The sequence below is a fragment of the Streptomyces sindenensis genome (assembly GCF_014649035.1).
GTDB classification, from domain to species: domain Bacteria; phylum Actinomycetota; class Actinomycetes; order Streptomycetales; family Streptomycetaceae; genus Streptomyces; species Streptomyces sindenensis.
Genome location: NZ_BMSG01000023.1, coordinates 49,858 through 66,706, shown reverse-complemented (window position 1 = coordinate 66,706; position 16,849 = coordinate 49,858). Strand labels below are relative to the sequence as shown.

Genomic DNA, 16,849 nt, shown 5'->3' with positions numbered 1-16,849 from the left:
CGGCGCCTGATCCGGGACGTCCGGTCGGGGCAGCCGGTCAGGGGCAGCCGGTCGGGCGCAGTCGGTCCGGGACGGCCTGCCGTTGTCAGTGCCTGGTGGAAGACTGAGACGTGGATCACATCGGACGGTGCGGACGGCAGGAGAGGTGAGTGTCATGGCGGGCGCGGCGAGCGGGGTTCCGACGATCTACCCGACGATCCTCTACGACGACGCGAGGGCGGCGATCAGGACGCTGACGCAGGGCCTGGGCTTCACCGAGGAGGCGGTGTACGAGGGCGAGGGGGGCAGTGTGCTGCATGCCGAGCTGTCCTTGGGCAACGGCAGGGTGATGCTCGGCTCCAAGGGGCGCGAGGGCGTGTTCGCGCGGGCGATGGCGGGCGCAGGCCCGGCGGGGGTGTACGTGGTGGTCGACGAGGTGGACGAGCACTGCGCGCGGGCCAGGGAGTTCGGCGTGGAGATCCTGATGGAGCCGACCGACCAGGACTACGGCTCCCGGGACTACATGGCGCGGGACGCCGAGGGCAATGTGTGGAGCTTCGGGACGTACGCCCCGGGGTCGGCCGGCTGAACGGAGTCCCGGGGCGTGCGGATCGGGCGTGCGAACCCGGCGTACGGGTCAGGCTCCCCCGGTGTGCACCTGGAAGGCGGCCCGGCGGACCGCTTTGGCCAGGGCCGGGTCCGGGTGGGCCGCGGCCAGGGCGACCAGGACCTGGACCGTCCGGGGGTGGCCGACGGCCCTGACCTCGTCGAGGAGGGCCGGGACGGTGCCCTGGACGGCCGAGTCGAGGTGGCGCACCAGCAGTCCGGTCTCGCCGTGGTCGGCGACGGCGGCGGCCGTGTCGACCCAGAGCCAGGTGGACTCCTCACGGCTGAGGACGTCCTGGGCGTCGTCGGGGTCGTTGCCCTCGTACTCGGCGAGCCAGAGCAGCGCGTAGGGGCGCAGCGAGGATTCGGCGAGGACGGCGCGGACCTCGGGTTCGGCGGGGGCGCCGACGACGCGCAGCGCCTCGAAGGCCAGTCCGCGCAGCAGCGCGTCCTCGCCCCGGGCGACGGCGAGCAGTTCGGCGACGGCGCTGCCGACGGTGCGGGCGGCGAGCCAGGCGCGGTATTCGTCGCGGGCCGGCCCCGGGGTGAGCCGGGCGCAGCCGAGGAGCATGTCGGCGGCGGACTGTTCGATGTTTCCGGCCGGGCTCTGGGCGGCGACGCAGATCTGTTCCAGTTTGACCCAGACCGCCCAGTTGCCGAGCGGGGTGAGGGTGGCGTGCCCCGTGCCGAGGGTCAGCGCCCCGACGGCGGCGAGGCCCTCCAGGGCCCAGTCGAGCAGCAGGGCGTTGAGGTCGGCGCTCCGGGCGGGTCCGGTGTCCCGGCCGCCGACCCGGCCGGTGTCCTCGTCGGCGGCTGTCTCCGCCGGGCCGGCGGGGGCGGCTCTGCCGGGGCCCAGGGGCACTTCGCAGCGCTCCTCATGGAGTTCGGCGACGCGCTGGCCCAGGAGGTCCAGCAGGGCGGGGACGGTGACGGGGCCCGCCGAGAGCTGGAGGAGGGAGAGCACCTGGGGCACGGCCTCGACGGCTTCGGCGACCGCGCCCGCCTCGATGCCCGCGGGTGCGGGGTGGACGAGCGACCAGGCGTCGAAGAGCGCCACCCAGCCGCGCAGCACGGCGGAGTCGTCCCGGTCCCAGGCGCGCAGCCGCCAGCCGGGGCGGACGGTGTCGCCGTGGAGTTCGACGAGTCCGGCCAGCCGGGCCCGGTCCCAGCCCGCCCGGACCTGCGCCGGGGAGAGCTCCAGGGCGGTGGCCGCCCGTTCGAGGGCGTGGGCCGCGAGCGGGGTGGCGGTGCCCGGCCCCGGGGTGCCGGCCGCCCAGTGGGCGATGCGCACGGCGTCGGCGAGCACCGCCCTGGCCTGGCGGGCCAGTTCCGCGCGGGGCGGGGTGCCCTCGGGAGGGCGGGGGGCCGGCCTGGTGCGCCGGTTGGTCACGGCCTTGCGGGCCGTGGCAAGGGGTCGCGGGCGGACAAGTCGCAGCCTGGAGTCGCGCGGAGTACGGGACGTCACGGGAGCAGTCTTGCCCCTGACGGCCCGAAAGCCCAAACGGAAGCCGTTTCACCGGTACGTGAAAGGTTCCCCGGGCGCGGCGTCAAAGGGGAGAGTTCACCCCATCGGCTCACATCAGGGGCGTGAGGAAGCGTCGCAGGGTCTCCTCGTAGCGGTCCGGGCCGACGTTCCACATCGCCGCATGCGGAGCCTGCGGTACGGCGTGGAGGCTGACCAGGTCGGCGCGGCGGGCGGCGAGTTCGCGGGAGGGGCCCCACGGGGCGATCGTGTCGTCGGGCCCGTGCAGGATCAGGGTCGGGGTGCGCAGGGAGGCCGGTACGGAGGTCTCCAGCACCGGGGTGGCGCCCATCCCGGTGCGGCCCTGGGCGGCGCGGACGGCGAGCGGCAGCAGGGCGGCCGGGACGCCCCGGGCGGCGGCCAGGGCGCGGAGGGTGACCGGCCAGTCCAGCACCGGGGAGTCGAGGACGAGCCCGCTGATCCGGTCGCGGAGCGGGGATTCGACGGCGGCGTACAGGGCCATGGTGGCGCCGGTGGACCAGCCGTGGACGATCACGTTCCGGGCGCCGTACCGCAGGGCGTAGCGGAGGGCGGCGTCGAGGTCGCGCCACTCGGAGGCGCCGAAGTGGCCGAGGCCGTCGGCGGGGCGGGGGGCTCCGGGGTCGCCGCGGTAGGCGAGGTCGAGCACGGAAAAGCGCTGCCGGTGCAGGAAGCCCATGAGGTTCATGGGGTGCGCCCGGGTGGTGCCGAGGCCGTGCGCGGTGATGATCCAGGTGTCGCGCGCGCCGGGGAGGTACCAGGCGGGCAGGGTCCCGAGCTCGCCGGGGTTCTCGACCTCGCTGTGGTCGAGCCCGAGGTCGCTGCCGGGGTCGCCGCCGTACAGGGCGGGGGTGAGCCGGACCTTCGCGCCCGGTTCGAGGATCCCCCGGCCGACGCTCTCCAGCCTGCGGACGACGGTGTCGGCGCCTTCGGAGGCACCTTCGACGACCGGTCCGACGACCGCGTGGACCCCGGATCCGGCGATCCCCCAGGTGCCGGGGCGGAGCGCCGAGAAGGAACGGGTCAGGGTGACCCGGCCGGCCGCGGTGGCGTGCACGGTGAGTCTGCGGTCGGCGGGCAGGGGACGTCCGGGCGTCGCCTTGAGGGCGACGTCACTGGCGTACCGGCCGGCCGCGACCGCTGCCGCGCCGACGCCGAGGATCGAGGTGACGGCCGCTGCCGTCGCGGTTACCGGGCGCACCGCTCCAGTGTCGTGGGCCGGGGGCCGGGCGGCCAGCGGGCGGGGGCCGTCCGGGGCGGCTCGGCGCCCGGGTCCGCCTCGGGCGGGCCGAGTGGCCCCGGCCCCGGTCTCCCGGCCCGGGCGGGTCCGGTTCAGCCGTGCTGGCCGTACCCCTTGAGCGCCTCGGTCACCTCGGCCAGCTGGGCCGTGGAGAGCAGGGCCGGGGTGCGGCCGGGCACCGAGCTCGCGGTGAGCCAGAGGTGGCACAGCCACTCCAGCTGGGCGGTGCGGTCGTAGGCCTGGTCGAGCGTGTCGCCGTAGGTGACGGTGCCGTGGTTGGCGAGCAGACAGCCGGTGCGGTCCCGGAGCGCTTCGAGCATGGCGTCGGCCAGCTCCGGGGTGCCGTAGCGCGCGTAGGCGGCGGTGCGGACGGGACCGCCGAGGAGGGCCGCCGCGTAGTGCACGAGCGGGACCTCGGCGACGAGGGTGGAGACGGCGGTGGCGTGCACGGCGTGGGTGTGGACGACGGCGGCGGCGTCGGTGGAGCGGTAGACCGCCAGGTGGAGGGGGAGCTCACTGGTCGGGCCGAGATCCCCGAGCACCTGGTGCCCCTCCAGGTCGACGCCGACCGCGTCCTCGGGTCCGAGCCGGTCGTAGGGCACCCCGCTGGGCGTCACCAGGACGAGGTCGCCGACGCGGGCGGAGACATTGCCGGAGGTGCCGACGACGAGGCCGTCCGCCGCGCTCCGGCGGGCCGTGTCCACGACGTCCTGCCAGGCCTGGCGGACGGATTCCGGCTGCTGCTCGCTCATGGGGCGAGCGTAGGGGTGCAGGCACGCAACCGGAACGTCACACAGAGCGTGACGGGGATCTCTTCCGGGTGCCGAACGGCCGTTCAAAATGTTCGCCAACAAGCGGCAAAGGGCAGCCCACGCCGTACCCCACCGGCCTCGCACAACCTCACCCGCACACAAGCGGAAGCACCGCACTCCGCTTGGAGTCACCACAGCGCCCTGCCCAGTTCATCTTCCGTTCACCCAGGTTGCCTACGGTCCACGAGCCACTGACGTCGAACGATTGCCTGGGTAAATGGAACACATCACGCTGCTGCTTGCGATTGTGGTCGTAACAGCTCTCGTGTTCGATTTCACGAACGGTTTCCACGACACCGCCAACGCGATGGCGACCACCATCTCGACCGGCGCGATGAAGCCCAAGACAGCGGTGGCCATGTCCGCCGTTCTCAACCTGATCGGCGCGTTCCTGTCGGTGGAGGTCGCCAAGACGATCTCCGGCGGGATCGTCAACGAAGACGGCATCAGAACAGAAGTCATCTTCGCGGCGCTCGTCGGCGCCATCCTGTGGAATCTGCTGACCTGGCTGCTGGGGCTGCCTTCCAGCTCCTCCCACGCCCTGTTCGGCGGTCTGATCGGCGCCGCGGTCATGTCGGCCGGCTGGTCCTCGATCAACGGTGGCACCGTCGTCACCAAGGTGCTGCTCCCCGCGATCGCCGCCCCGCTGGTCGCCGGTATCGCCGCGATGCTGGCCACGCGGCTGACGTACCGCATCAACCGGAACGTCACCGACCCGAACCAGCTCAAGTCGACCGCCAAGGGCTACCGGGCCGGGCAGATCGCCTCCGCCGGTCTCGTCTCGCTCGCCCACGGCACCAACGACGCCCAGAAGACGATGGGCATCATCACCCTCGCCCTGGTCACCAGCGGCATCCTGGCCCCCGGCTCCAACCCGCCCCTGTGGGTCATCGTCTCCGCCGGTCTCGCCATCGCGCTCGGCACCTACCTCGGTGGCTGGCGCATCATCCGCACCATGGGCAAGGGCCTGACCGACCTCCAGCCGCCGCAGGGCTTCGCCGCCCAGACCAGCGCGGCGACGGTCATCCTGGCCTCTTCGCACCTCGGCTTCTCCCTCTCCACCACCCAGTCGTGCTCGGGTGCCGTGATGGGCGCGGGCCTCGGCCGCAAGGGCGGTGTGGTCCGCTGGTCCACCGCCACCCGGATGTTCGTCGCCTGGGGTCTGACGCTGCCGGCCGCGGGTCTGGTCGGCGCGGGCGCCGAGTTCCTGACCAAGCAGGGCACGTGGGGCATCGCCGTCACGGCGGTCATCCTCGTGGGCGGTTCGTTCGCCATCTGGCTGGCCTCGCGTCGCCAGCCGGTCAACCACACCAACGTCAACGACACGGACGGCGACGAGCCCCAGGGCGTCGTCACCACGGCCATCGCGGCGGTCCAGCCGCCGCCGGCCGGGGCCCCGGCCTCCGACCTCACGACCACCATCCCGGCCCCGGCCTCGGCGCCCGACGACCCGGCCCGGCCGCCGGCCAAGGTGTAAGGACAGATCCGCATGAAAATCGACTGGGCAGCTCTCGCCTCCGTCTTCGGTGTCAGCCTCGTGGTCACCATCGCGCTGGTCGGCCTCTTCACCCTGGGCATCGTCGCCCTCTCCAAGCAGTCCGCGACGGCCGGGGGCAGCGCCTCCGGCGGGTCGGTCGCGCTGGCGCGCACCGGCGCGTACGCCTGCTTCGGGCTGTGCGTGGCGGCGGTCTCGTACGGGATCTATCTGATCGTCGCCTGACCTCGCGTCGCCGCGTTCCTCGCACTCCTCCGGGCCGGACACACCCTCGTGTGTCCGGCCCGGTGTGCGTCCGGCCACAGTGCAGCCCCGCAGGTCAACAGCGAGTTGACGGCTGTTCTCGGGGCGTGGTGGACTGCCCGAGCCATTTACGGCGACAGCAGAGGAAGCCGGTGCGAATCCGGCGCGGTCCCGCCACTGTCACCGGGGAGCACTCCCCCACACCGGACGTCACGGCTCGCGGTACGCGGGCTGGAAGGCCGGGGGAACTGCGGATCCGGGAGCCAGGAGACTCTCGTCGCCGGTCACGTCGAACCAGGGCGCGGACCCTGAGTGAGGACCTACGCCATGCCCGGCCGCCGTGCGCCGTTCCCCGCGCCGCTTCCTGTGCCCCTCCATGACCCTCTCCGTGCCGGAACGCCTCTTTCCGCGACGGGCTGAGCCGTGCGTGCCGATCGCATCTTCGCGTACGGCGCCACGGCGGGGATGGTCGCCGACGCGCTGTTGGGCGATCCGCGGCGGGGCCACCCCGTCGCCGGGTTCGGCCGCGCCGCGGCGCGCGTCGAGTCCCTGCTGTGGCGTGACGACCGTGGCCGGGGCGCGCTGCACGCCCTGGTGTGCGCCGGAGGCGCCGTGGGGGCCGCCGCGCTGACCGCCCGCGCCGTACGGGGACGTCCGGCGCTCGCCGTCGCGCTGACCGCCGCCACCGCCTGGTCCGTCGTCGGCGGTACGTCGCTGGGCCGGGAGGCCCGTGCCATCGGGGGCGCACTGGCCGCCGGGGACCTGGAGGCGGCCCGGGAGCGGCTGCCGCATCTGTGCGGGCGCGATCCGCACTCCCTGGACGGGCCGGGGATCGCCCGCGCGGTCGTCGAGTCGGTCGCCGAGAACACCTCGGACGCCGTCGTCGGCGCGCTGGTGTGGGGGGCGGTCGGCGGGGTGCCGGGGCTCGTCGGCTTCCGGGCGGTGAACACGCTGGACGCGATGGTCGGCCACAAGTCGCCCCGCCACCGCCGTTACGGCTGGGCCTCGGCCCGCCTGGACGACGTGGCGGGGTGGCCGGGCGCCCGGCTGACGGCCGTGCTGGCCGTGGCGGCCGGCGGGCGGCCCGCCCGGGCCGTACGCGCCTGGAAGGCGGACGCACACCGCCACCCGAGCCCGAACGCGGGCCCGGTGGAGGCGGCGTTCGCGGGGGCGCTCGGCGTACGGCTGGGCGGCACGCTCGCGTACGCGGGGCGCGTCGAACACCGGCCCGTACTGAACGGGGCGGCCGGGCGGGAGGTCCGGGGCAACGACATCGAGCGGGCGGTACGGCTGTCGCGGCGGGTGAGTGCGCTGGCTCTGGGGGTGTGTGTGGCGGGCCGGCTGGCGGCGGGCCACTGGGCCGCGCGGCGGCCGGTCGCGGGACGGTCGTCGACAGGACAGAGGCGGGGACGGGCATGAGTGGCGGGCTGCTGGTCGCGGGAACGACCTCCGACGCGGGCAAGAGCGTCGTCACGGCGGGCATCTGCCGCTGGCTGGTGCGCCGGGGCGTGAAGGTGGCGCCGTTCAAGGCGCAGAACATGTCCCTCAACTCCTTCGTCACCCGCGAGGGCGCGGAGATCGGACGCGCCCAGGCGATGCAGGCCCAGGCCGCCCGGGTGGAGCCGACGGCCCTGATGAACCCGGTGCTGCTGAAGCCCGGCAGCGACCGGTCCAGCCAGGTCGTCCTGATGGGGAAGCCGGTCGGCGAGATGAGCGCCCGCGGGTACCACGGGGGCCGTCAGGAGGCGCTGCTCGGGACGGTCACCAACTGCCTGGAGCAGCTTCGGGCGGCGTACGACGCGGTGATCTGCGAGGGGGCGGGCTCCCCCGCCGAGATCAACCTCCGGCGCACCGACATCGTGAACATGGGCATCGCCCGGGCCGCCCGTTTCCCCGTGCTGGTCGTCGGGGACATCGACCGGGGCGGGGTCTTCGCCTCGTTCTTCGGGACCACGGCCCTGCTGAGCGCCGAGGACCAGTCGCTGGTCGCGGGCTACCTGGTGAACAAGTTCCGGGGCGACGTCTCGCTGCTGGAGCCGGGGCTCGACATGCTGTACGGGCTGACCGGGCGGCGGACGTACGGGGTGCTGCCGTACGCCCACGGGCTCGGCATCGACGAGGAGGACGGCCTGCGGGTCTCCCTGCGGGGGGCGGTGCGGGAGTCGGTCGTGGCGCCGCCCCACGGTGAGGACGTGCTGCGGGTCGCGGTCTGCGCGGTGCCGTTGATGTCCAACTTCACGGACGTGGACGCGCTGGCCGCCGAACCGGGCGTCGTCGTGCGGTTCGTGGACCGGGCGGAGGAGCTGGCCGACGCGGACCTGGTGATCGTGCCGGGAACGCGCGGCACGGTGAAGGCGCTGGCCTGGCTGCGCGAGCGGGGGCTCGCGGAGGCGCTGGTGCGGCGGGCGGCGGAGGGCCGGCCGGTGCTGGGGATCTGCGGCGGGTTCCAGGTGCTCGGTGAGCGCATCGAGGACGAGGTGGAGTCGCGGGCGGGGGTCGTGGACGGGCTGGGCGTCCTTCCTGTGCGGATTCGCTTCGACCGGGACAAGACGCTGGCGCGGCCGGTCGGTTCGGCGCTGGGCGAGCCCGTGGAGGGGTACGAGATCCACCACGGGGTGGCCGACGTACGGGGCGGCGAGCCGTTCCTGGACGGGTGCCGGGTGGGGGCGGTGTGGGGGACGCACTGGCACGGGTCGCTGGAGAGCGATGCGTTCCGGCGGCGGTTCCTGGTGGAGGTGGCCCGGGCCGCCGGGCGGCGGTTCGTTCCCGCGCCGGACACGAGTTTCGGGGTGCTGCGGGAGGAGCAGCTGGATCGGCTCGGGGATCTGGTGGAGGAGCATGCGGACACGGATGCGTTGTGGCGGTTGATCGAGGGTGGGGCGCCGTCCGGATTGCCGTTCGTGCCGCCGGGGGCTCCTCCGAGGCCGCGTGACGTGGGTGCGGGTGCGGGGGGTGCGGCGAGCCGTGGGGCTGCCCAGGACCCCGCTCCGCCATCGCCGGAGGGGCTTGTTCTCGCCGGGTCCGCGGAGTCAACGGAGTCAACGGAGTCAACGGAGCAGGGGATCGGATTCGCCCGGTCCGCGCAAGCCGCGCCCCAGGGGCTTGATCCTGCCGGGTCCGCCGGGTCCGCCGGGCCCGTCGGGTCAAGGGGCCAGGGGCTTGATGTGACCGGTCACGCAGAAGCTGAACACCATGTCGACCAGGAGGCCTTGTGAGTACGCCGTATCCCTTCACCGCGATCGTCGGCCAGGACGACCTGCGGCTCGGGCTGTTGCTGAACGCCGTCAGTCCGGCCGTCGGCGGCGTGCTCGTGCGGGGTGAGAAGGGGACCGCCAAGTCCACCGCCGTACGGGCGCTCGCCGCGCTGATGCCCGAGGTCTCCGTCGTACCCGGGTGCCGGTTCTCCTGTGACCCCGTCTCGCCCGATCCGGCGTGTCCCGACGGGCCGCACGCGGAGGCGGCCGGGGTGGCACGTCCGGCGCGGACCGTGGAGCTGCCCGTCGGGGCGTCCGAGGACCGGCTGGTGGGGGCGCTGGACATCGAGCGGGCGCTCTCGGAGGGCGTGAAGGCGTTCGAACCGGGGCTGCTGGCCGACGCTCATCGCGGGATCCTGTACGTCGACGAGGTCAACCTCCTCCACGACCACCTGGTGGACCTGCTGCTGGACGCGGCGGCCATGGGTGCCTCGTACGTCGAGCGCGAGGGCGTCTCCGTACGGCATGCGGCACGGTTCCTGCTGGTCGGGACGATGAACCCGGAAGAGGGCGAGCTGCGGCCGCAGTTGCTGGACCGGTTCGGGCTGACCGTGGAGGTCTCCGCCTCCCGGGACACCGACGAGCGGGTCGAGGTCGTGCGGCGCCGGCTCGCGTACGACGACGACCCCGAGGGGTTCGCCGCGCGCTGGGCCGAGGAGGAGGGTGCCCTGCGCGACCGGATCGCCGCCGCCCGCGTCCTGCTGCCCCGGGTCGTGCTGAGCGACGGCGTCCTGCGGCAGATCGCCGCCACCTGCGCCGCGTTCGAGGTCGACGGGATGCGGGCCGACATCGTGATGGCCCGTACCGCCACCGCGCTCGCCGCCTGGGCCGGGCGCGAGGAGGTCACCGCCGACGACGTACGGCAGGCGGCCCTGCTGGCCCTCCCCCACCGGCGGCGGCGCAACCCGTTCGACGCGCCCGGTCTGGACGAGGACAAACTCGATCAGACCCTGGACGAGGCCGGCCCCCGGGACGACCACGACGACGATGACCCCGGCCCCGGGCCCGACGGCGGGGGCGATGGTGGTGGTGGCGGGGGTGTGCCGCCGCAGGCCGAGGGCGAGGACCGTACGCCTCCGGCCCCGGAAGGCGGCGACACGCCGTCCCAGGCCCCCGAGAACGCGCCCGACACGCCCGGCCGGCCCGCCGGTGGCGAGCAGCGGCCCGTGGCCGCCGCCGAGCCGTTCCGGACGAAGATGCTCAGCGTGCCGGGGCTCGGCGAGGGTGCTGCGGGGCGGCGCTCCCGGGCGCGTACCGAGCATGGACGTACCACCGGCGCCCGGCGGCCCGAGGGGGCGCTGACCAAGCTGCATCTGGCCGCCACCGTGCAGGCCGCCGCCCCGCACCAGCGGGCGCGCGGGCGCGCGGGGCGCGGGCTCGTGGTGCGCCGGGACGATCTGCGGCAGGCGGCCCGGGAAGGGCGTGAGGGCAACCTCGTGCTGTTCGTCGTGGACGCGTCGGGATCGATGGCGGCCCGGCAGCGGATGAGCGCGGTCAAGGGGGCCGTGCTGTCCCTGCTGCTCGACGCCTACCAGCGGCGGGACAAGGTCGGCCTGGTCACCTTCCGGGGCAAGGAGGCGGAGGTGGCGCTGCCGCCGACCTCGTCGGTGGACGCGGCCGCCGCACGGCTTGAGTCGCTGCCGACCGGGGGGCGCACTCCGCTCGCCGCCGGACTGCTCAAGGCCCATGACGTGCTGCGGGTGGAGCGGCTGCGCGATCCGTCGCGGCGGCCCCTGCTCGTCGTCGTCACGGACGGGCGGGCGACCGGCGGGCCCGAGCCCGTGGCGCTCGCGGGGCGGGCGGCGCGACTGCACCGGGCCGAGGGGGCGGCCTCGGTCGTCGTGGACTGCGAGTCGGGGTACGTACGCCTCGGCCTCGCCGGGGAGTTGGCCCGGGAACTGGGAGGCACCGCCGTGACGCTCGACGAGCTGCGGGCCGACTCGATCGCCGGGCTCGTCAAGGACGTCACCGCAGCCGGGAGGGCCGCTTAATGCCGCAGGGACAGCCGACAACCGTGCCGGACGACGGGCTCACCACCCGTCAGCGCCGCAACCGCCCGCTCCTGTTCGTCCACACGGGCATCGGGAAGGGCAAGTCGACGGCGGCCTTCGGGCTCGCGCTGCGGGCCTGGAACCAGGGGTGGCCGATCGGGGTGTTCCAGTTCGTCAAGTCGGCGAAGTGGAAGGTCGGCGAGGAGAACGCGCTGAAGGTGCTCGGCGCGAGCGGCGAGGGCGGCACCGTCGACTGGCACAAGATGGGCGAGGGCTGGTCCTGGGTCCAGCGCGACGGCCAGCTCGACAACGAGGAGAAGGCCCGCGAGGGCTGGGAGCAGGTCAAGCGGGACCTGGCGGCCGAGACGTACAAGCTGTACGTGCTCGACGAGTTCGCCTATCCGATGCACTGGGGCTGGATCGACACCGACGAGGTCGTCGAGGTCATGCGGAACCGGCCCGGCACCCAGCATGTGGTGATCACCGGCCGCAACGCGCCCGACAAGCTCGTCGAGGCCGCCGACCTGGTGACCGACATGTCGAAGGTCAAGCACCCGATGGACGCGGGGCAGAAGGGCCAGAGGGGCATCGAGTGGTGAGTGTGCCCCGTCTGGTCATCGCCGCTCCGTCCTCGGGCAGCGGCAAGACCACCGTCGCCACCGGTCTGATGGCCGCCTTCGCCGCGCGCGGGCTGGCCGTCTCGCCGCACAAGGTCGGCCCGGACTACATCGATCCGGGCTACCACTCCCTGGCGACGGGCCGCCCCGGCCGGAATCTCGACGCGTACATGTGCGGGACCGACCTCGTCGCCCCGCTCTTCGCGCACGGGTCGGCGGGGTGCGATCTCGCCGTGGTCGAGGGCGTGATGGGGCTGTACGACGGTGCCTCGGGGCAGGGCGAGCTGGCGTCGACCGCGCAGGTGGCCAAGCTGCTCAGGGCGCCCGTGGTGCTGGTGGTGGACGCGTCCTCGCAGTCCCGGTCCGTGGCGGCCCTGGTGCACGGGTTCGCCTCCTGGGACCCCGAGGTGCGGATCGGCGGGGTGATCCTGAACAAGGTGGCCTCCGACCGGCACGAGGCGCTGCTGCGGGACGCGTTGGACGAGTCGGGGCTGCCGGTGCTCGGGGTGATCCGGCGGGCCCCGCAGGTCGCGACGCCCTCGCGGCACCTGGGTCTGGTCCCGGTCGCCGAGCGGCAGGGCGACGCGGTGGACGCCGTACGGGCCATGGGTGAGCGGGTGCGCGCCGGGTGCGACCTGGACGCGCTGCTGGCGCTGGCGCGGACGGCTCCCGCGCTGGCGGACGAGCCGTGGGAGCCCGCGTACGCCCCCGGGGCCGGCGCCGAGAAGCCCGTTGTCGCCGTGGCGGGCGGGGCGGCGTTCACCTTCGCGTACGCGGAACACGCGGAGCTGCTGACGGCGGCCGGTGCGGAGGTCGTGACCTTCGATCCGCTGCGGGACGAGAAGCTGCCGGTGGGGACGGCGGGGCTCGTGATCGGCGGCGGGTTCCCGGAGGTGTACGCCCCCGAGCTGTCGGCCAACGAGTCGTTGCGGCGGGCGGTCACGGAACTGGCCCTGAGCGGGGCGCCGGTGGCCGCCGAGTGTGCGGGGCTGCTGTATCTGGCCCGGGAGCTGGACGGGAAGCCGATGTGCGGGGTGCTGGACGCCGAGGCCCGGATGTCCAAGCGGCTGACGCTCGGCTACCGGCAGGCGGTGGCGGTCTCGGACAGCCCGCTGGCGGCGGCGGGAACCCGGATGCGCGGTCATGAGTTCCACCGCACGGTGCTGGAGCCGGCGGCGGGCACCACGCCCGCCTGGGGCATGCACCAGCCGGAGCGGCGGGTCGAGGGATACGTCCAGCGGGGCGTGCACGCGAGCTATCTGCACACGCACTGGGCCGCGTCGCCCGAGGTGGCCCGACGGTTCGTCGAGCACTGCCGGGCGCATCCGGCACGGTGAACGGACCACCTCCGCCCGGCTTCGCGGATCGCGTGCCGACGGGCGCGTCCGGCGTGGCGGGCTGCGGCGCGTCCGGCGCACCGGGACGTCCGGGGCGTACGCGCGGCTCACTCCGCGATGCCGACGACCAGCCAGATGAAGCCCACGCCCCCGATGGTGCAGAGAAGGGTGGAGCGGGTGGGATGGGTGTGGTGCGCCTCGGGAAGGATCTCCGCAGCGGCCAGGTAGAGCAGGGCTCCGCCGAAGAAACCGAGATAGCCGCCGAGCAGTTCCTCCGGAAGGGTGAACAGCAGCGTCGTCGCCGCGCCCACGACCGGTGCCACGGCGGCCGCGAACAGCATCACGAGCGCCTTGCGGCGGGCGTTCCCGTACAGACTGGTGAGGGTGTACGTGTTGAATCCGTCGGCGAAGTCATGACTGATCACCGCCAGCGCGACGGCCACGCCCATGGAACCGCTGACCTGGAAGGCGGCGCCGAGCGCGATGCCGTCCATCAGGCTGTGGCCGACCATCGCGGCGGCCGCCGTCAGCCCCACCTGCGGGACGCGGTCGCCGTGGTGCCCGCCGCCCGCCCCGTGTGCCACCCGGCGTGCGGAGAGCAGCCGCTCGACCAGATGGGCCACCAGGAAGCCGCCCACGAACAGCAGCAGCGCCATCGGCACCCCGAACACCGGCTCGCCCGCCGCCTCGATCGCCTCCGGCAGGAGGTCCAGGCCGACCACGCCGAGCATCAGCCCGCCCGCGAGACCGAGCACCAGATGGCGGCGGTCGGTGACGCGTTGGGCGACCCAGCCACCGGCCAGGGTCATCAGGAACGCGCCGAGCGCGACGAACACCGCCATGGGGCCTTGCTAGCCGATCGGGCCCCCTCCGCGCATCTCAGGGTGTCCTTACCGGTGGCGTCCCCGCCGCCCCTCCCGTCGCCCGGGCCCGTCCTCCGTATCCGGATTCGTATACGGAGCGGCCCCGCCCCCTCCCCCGCACCACCGAGACGTATGACCTGAAAGGCAGGACTCCGCCGATGACCGGAGCATCCCTCGGCCCTGGACCCGAGTCCGGCGCCCGCAGTCTGGTCGTGGGGGTCGGCGCACGCCGGGGTGTTCCGGGCGACGCGGTGTTCGCGCTGATCGAGGCGGTGCTGAGCGGGGCGGGACTGGACCCGGCGGACGTGGTGGAGGTGGCCACGGTCGACGCCAAGGGGGACGAGCCGGGGATCGTGGGGGCGGCGGCCCGGCTCGGCGTACCGGTGCGCACCCATCCGGCGGGGGCGCTGGCCGCGGTCCGGGTGCCGCACCCGTCGGCCGGGGTGGGCGCGGCGGCGGGGACTCCGTCGGTCGCGGAGGCCGCCGCGCTGATCGAGGCGGACGAGCTGGTGGTGCCGAAGACCCGCTCCCCGGGCGGGAAGGCGGCGGCGAAGGGGGTGGCGACGTGTGCGGTGGCCCGCCGTTTTCCGGCCGCCGACGGGACTTTCGATGTTTCCGGCGGGAAAACTTCCACCTCACCGGTGACGGCAGGCTCCCGCCCGTTCACCATGGCTGCCATGAACCCCCCCACGCATCCCCCCACGCGGGACCTCGAGAGCGCCGGGCCCGACCTGGGGCACCACGGCGACGCGGAGGTGCGCGGCGAGAATCTGACCGATCTCGCCGTGAACGTCCGTACCCACACCCCTCCCCCCTGGCTGCGCGAGCGGATAGCCGCGTCGCTCACCTCGCTGGCCGCCTATCCCGACGGGTCGTCCGCCCGGGCCGCGGTCGCCGGCCGGCACGGGCTGCCGGTGGAGCGGGTGCTGCTGACGGCCGGCGCGGCCGAGGCGTTCGTCCTGATCGCCCGGGCGCTGCCGGCCCGCCGCCCGGTCGTGGTGCACCCGCAGTTCACGGAGCCGGAGGCGGCGCTGCGGGCGGCCGGGCACGAGGTGGGGCGGGTTCTGCTGCGGGCCGAGGACGGCTTCCGGCTCGATCCGGCGGCGGTGCCCGAGGAGGCGGACCTCGTGATGGTCGGCAATCCGACGAACCCGACGTCCGTGCTGCATCCGGCGGCCCTGCTGGAGAAGCTGGCGCGGCCGGGGCGGACGCTGGTGGTCGACGAGGCGTTCATGGACGTCGTGCCGGGCGAGCGCGAGGCGCTGTGCGACCGGACGGACATTCCGGGGCTCGTGGTGCTGCGCAGCCTCACCAAGACGTGGGGGCTCGCCGGGCTGCGGATCGGATACGTGCTGGCCGAGCCGGAGACGGTGGCGCGGCTCGCCGACGCGCAGCCGCTGTGGCCGGTGTCCACCCCGGCGCTGGCGGCGGCGGAGGCGTGCATGGAGCCGCGGGCGCTGGTGGAGGCGGCTCAGGCGGCGGACCGGATCACGGTGGACCGGGCGCATCTGCTCGCCGGTCTCGCGGAGTTCAGCGAGGTGGAGGTGGTGGAGGCGGCCCGGGGGCCGTTCGTGCTGGTGCGGCTGGAGCGGGCGGCGGAGGTCCGGGAGCGGCTGCGGCTGCTGGGCTTCGCGGCCCGGCGCGGCGATACGTTCCCGGGGCTCGGGCCGCGGTGGCTGCGGCTCGCGGTCCGCGACCGGGCCACGACCAATCGTTTCCTCCAGGCCCTGGACCAGGCCGTGCAGGCGCTGCCCGCGAGATCGGGGCGCTGAGGGCCTGGCACGTGGGGGCGGCGCTCGCCGTGCGAACGCCGCCCCCGTCCCCCGTCATGCCGCCCCCGTCCCCCGTCGTACGGATCAGCTCTGGCCGCTGCTGCGCCTGCGCGCCAGCACCGTGGCGCCCGCGCCGACGGCGAGGAGGAGGGCCGCGCCGCCCGCGATGTACGGGGTGGTGGAGCTGCCGCCGGTCTCGGCGAGGTTGGCCTCGGTGGGGGCGGGGCCGGTGTCGGAGCCGGTCTGCGTCTTCACGTCGTCGCCCGTGGAGCCGCCGTCGGTGGAGCTCGGCTCTTCGGGCGTCTTCGGCTCCTCGGGGGTCTTCGGCTCCTCGGGCGTCTTCGGCCCCTTCGGGGTCTCGCAGGTCGCCTCGGCGAGGGTGACGTCGCCGTCGACCTCGGCGACGTTGAGCTTCAGCGGGTTGACCGCCACCTTGAGCTGAAGGGCCGTCGCGGCGGCCGTGCGCTCGGTGGTGACGGTCTTGGAGAGGTCGAGGGTGACCTCTCCGACGCCCGGCACGGACACCTGGGTCGGGCCGCCCGCGCTGAGCGTCACCTTCTTGCCGAGCACCGCGACATGGCCGAGCACGTTCGATTCGGCGACGGGCTGCTTGCCCGTCTCGCAGAGCGCCTTGGAGGTGACCTTCTCGACCTCGACGAGCGGGATCGCCGCGAGTCCGGGGACGTGGATCCGGGCCTTCGCCAGGTTGGTGTACCCCTCGGCCCTGTGCTCGTCCACGGTGGCGTTGGCGGTGGCCACGTCCGCGCGCAGAACGTCCACCGGGCGGCCCTCCACCCCGTCCAGGTTGACGGTCAGCGCGGTCTTCTCGGCACTGGCCGGGGCCTGCACCTCGTTGAGCGTGGCCTTCAGGGGCACCTGGACGGACTTGTTGAGGAGCGAGACGTCGAGCCCGGTACGGAGCACGACGGCGCTCGCCCTGCCCTCACCGCCGGTGGTGGGCGTCGCCGGGGCTGCGTGCGCGGGGACGGCGGCAAGCAGCGCGACGGGGGCGGCGGCGACCGCCACGGCGGCGAGACGGAAGGTGTTGCTGTTCAAGATGGTGGAACCCCCACAAGAGACATGGAGCCACCGGCACAGTCCAATGGGGGACATCGCCCGGCCGGTGGCCTCGACTCCGT

Annotated in this window: 14 protein-coding genes and 1 riboswitch; of the genes, 9 read left to right on the top strand and 5 right to left on the bottom strand. The window is 74.3% G+C overall.

The genetic code is table 11. From position 1 onward, the window contains the following. Positions 1 to 154 precede the first annotated feature (154 nt). Positions 155 to 568: a VOC family protein gene (locus tag IE145_RS23235; protein WP_189527424.1), complete on the top strand. Its 414-nt coding sequence runs from the start codon at positions 155 to 157 to the stop codon at positions 566 to 568. A 48-nt stretch (positions 569 to 616) separates the two neighbouring features. On the opposite strand, the gene IE145_RS23230 is transcribed toward IE145_RS23235, so the two are convergent. The 3 genes from IE145_RS23230 to IE145_RS23220 all read right to left on the bottom strand — a co-directional run bounded on the left by IE145_RS23230 (position 617) and on the right by IE145_RS23220 (position 4,078). Next, positions 617 to 1,975: a hypothetical protein gene (locus IE145_RS23230; protein ID WP_189527425.1), complete on the bottom strand. Its 1,359-nt coding sequence runs from the start codon at positions 1,973 to 1,975 to the stop codon at positions 617 to 619. Between the two features lie 184 nt (positions 1,976 to 2,159). Continuing rightward, the gene (locus IE145_RS23225; protein ID WP_189527383.1) at positions 2,160 to 3,287 is read right to left on the bottom strand and encodes an alpha/beta hydrolase; all 1,128 of its coding nucleotides are present in this window, start codon (positions 3,285 to 3,287) and stop codon (positions 2,160 to 2,162) included. A gap of 131 nt (positions 3,288 to 3,418) precedes the next feature. Further along, complete coding sequence (locus tag IE145_RS23220) at positions 3,419 to 4,078, bottom strand: class II aldolase/adducin family protein (RefSeq protein WP_189527382.1); 660 nt, start codon at positions 4,076 to 4,078, stop codon at positions 3,419 to 3,421. A gap of 277 nt (positions 4,079 to 4,355) precedes the next feature. Between IE145_RS23220 and IE145_RS23215 the strand changes: the two genes are divergently transcribed. The 7 genes from IE145_RS23215 (at position 4,356) to IE145_RS23185 (ending at position 13,075) form a co-directional block, all read left to right on the top strand. After that, positions 4,356 to 5,615, top strand: a complete 1,260-nt coding sequence (locus tag IE145_RS23215; protein WP_189527381.1) for an inorganic phosphate transporter — start codon at positions 4,356 to 4,358, stop codon at positions 5,613 to 5,615. A gap of 12 nt (positions 5,616 to 5,627) precedes the next feature. Then, positions 5,628 to 5,858, top strand: a complete 231-nt coding sequence (locus IE145_RS23210) for a hypothetical protein (RefSeq protein WP_189527380.1) — start codon at positions 5,628 to 5,630, stop codon at positions 5,856 to 5,858. Positions 5,859 to 6,019: 161 nt separating this feature from the next. Next, a riboswitch (cobalamin riboswitch) is annotated at positions 6,020 to 6,149 on the top strand. 150 nt (positions 6,150 to 6,299) lie between these two features. Then, complete coding sequence (locus IE145_RS23205; protein ID WP_189527379.1) at positions 6,300 to 7,295, top strand: cobalamin biosynthesis protein; 996 nt, start codon at positions 6,300 to 6,302, stop codon at positions 7,293 to 7,295. Next, positions 7,292 to 9,091, top strand: coding sequence for a cobyric acid synthase (locus IE145_RS23200; protein WP_229825753.1), 1,800 nt, complete (start codon positions 7,292 to 7,294; stop codon positions 9,089 to 9,091). The genes IE145_RS23205 and IE145_RS23200 overlap by 4 nt, the downstream gene beginning before the upstream one ends. Continuing rightward, on the top strand, positions 9,088 to 11,121 hold the full coding sequence (locus tag IE145_RS23195; RefSeq protein ID WP_189527378.1) for a putative cobaltochelatase: 2,034 nt from the start codon (positions 9,088 to 9,090) through the stop codon (positions 11,119 to 11,121). The genes IE145_RS23200 and IE145_RS23195 overlap by 4 nt, the downstream gene beginning before the upstream one ends. Further along, positions 11,121 to 11,720: a cob(I)yrinic acid a,c-diamide adenosyltransferase gene (cobO, locus tag IE145_RS23190; RefSeq protein WP_075267032.1), complete on the top strand. Its 600-nt coding sequence runs from the start codon at positions 11,121 to 11,123 to the stop codon at positions 11,718 to 11,720. Before IE145_RS23195 ends, cobO begins: the two co-directional genes overlap by 1 nt. Continuing rightward, the gene (locus tag IE145_RS23185; RefSeq protein WP_189527377.1) at positions 11,714 to 13,075 is read left to right on the top strand and encodes a cobyrinic acid a,c-diamide synthase CobB; all 1,362 of its coding nucleotides are present in this window, start codon (positions 11,714 to 11,716) and stop codon (positions 13,073 to 13,075) included. Before cobO ends, IE145_RS23185 begins: the two co-directional genes overlap by 7 nt. Before the next feature lie 107 nt (positions 13,076 to 13,182). Here the strand turns inward: IE145_RS23185 and IE145_RS23180 are convergent, their stop codons facing one another. After that, positions 13,183 to 13,917: a ZIP family metal transporter gene (locus tag IE145_RS23180; RefSeq protein WP_189527376.1), complete on the bottom strand. Its 735-nt coding sequence runs from the start codon at positions 13,915 to 13,917 to the stop codon at positions 13,183 to 13,185. 179 nt (positions 13,918 to 14,096) lie between these two features. On the opposite strand from IE145_RS23180, the gene cobC reads away from it, so the two are divergent. Continuing rightward, the gene (gene cobC / locus IE145_RS23175) at positions 14,097 to 15,710 is read left to right on the top strand and encodes an Rv2231c family histidinol phosphate aminotransferase CobC (protein ID WP_189527375.1); all 1,614 of its coding nucleotides are present in this window, start codon (positions 14,097 to 14,099) and stop codon (positions 15,708 to 15,710) included. Positions 15,711 to 15,794: 84 nt separating this feature from the next. Here the strand turns inward: cobC and IE145_RS23170 are convergent, their stop codons facing one another. After that, positions 15,795 to 16,766, bottom strand: a complete 972-nt coding sequence (locus IE145_RS23170; RefSeq protein WP_189527374.1) for an SCO1860 family LAETG-anchored protein — start codon at positions 16,764 to 16,766, stop codon at positions 15,795 to 15,797. Positions 16,767 to 16,849: the final 83 nt, after the last annotated feature.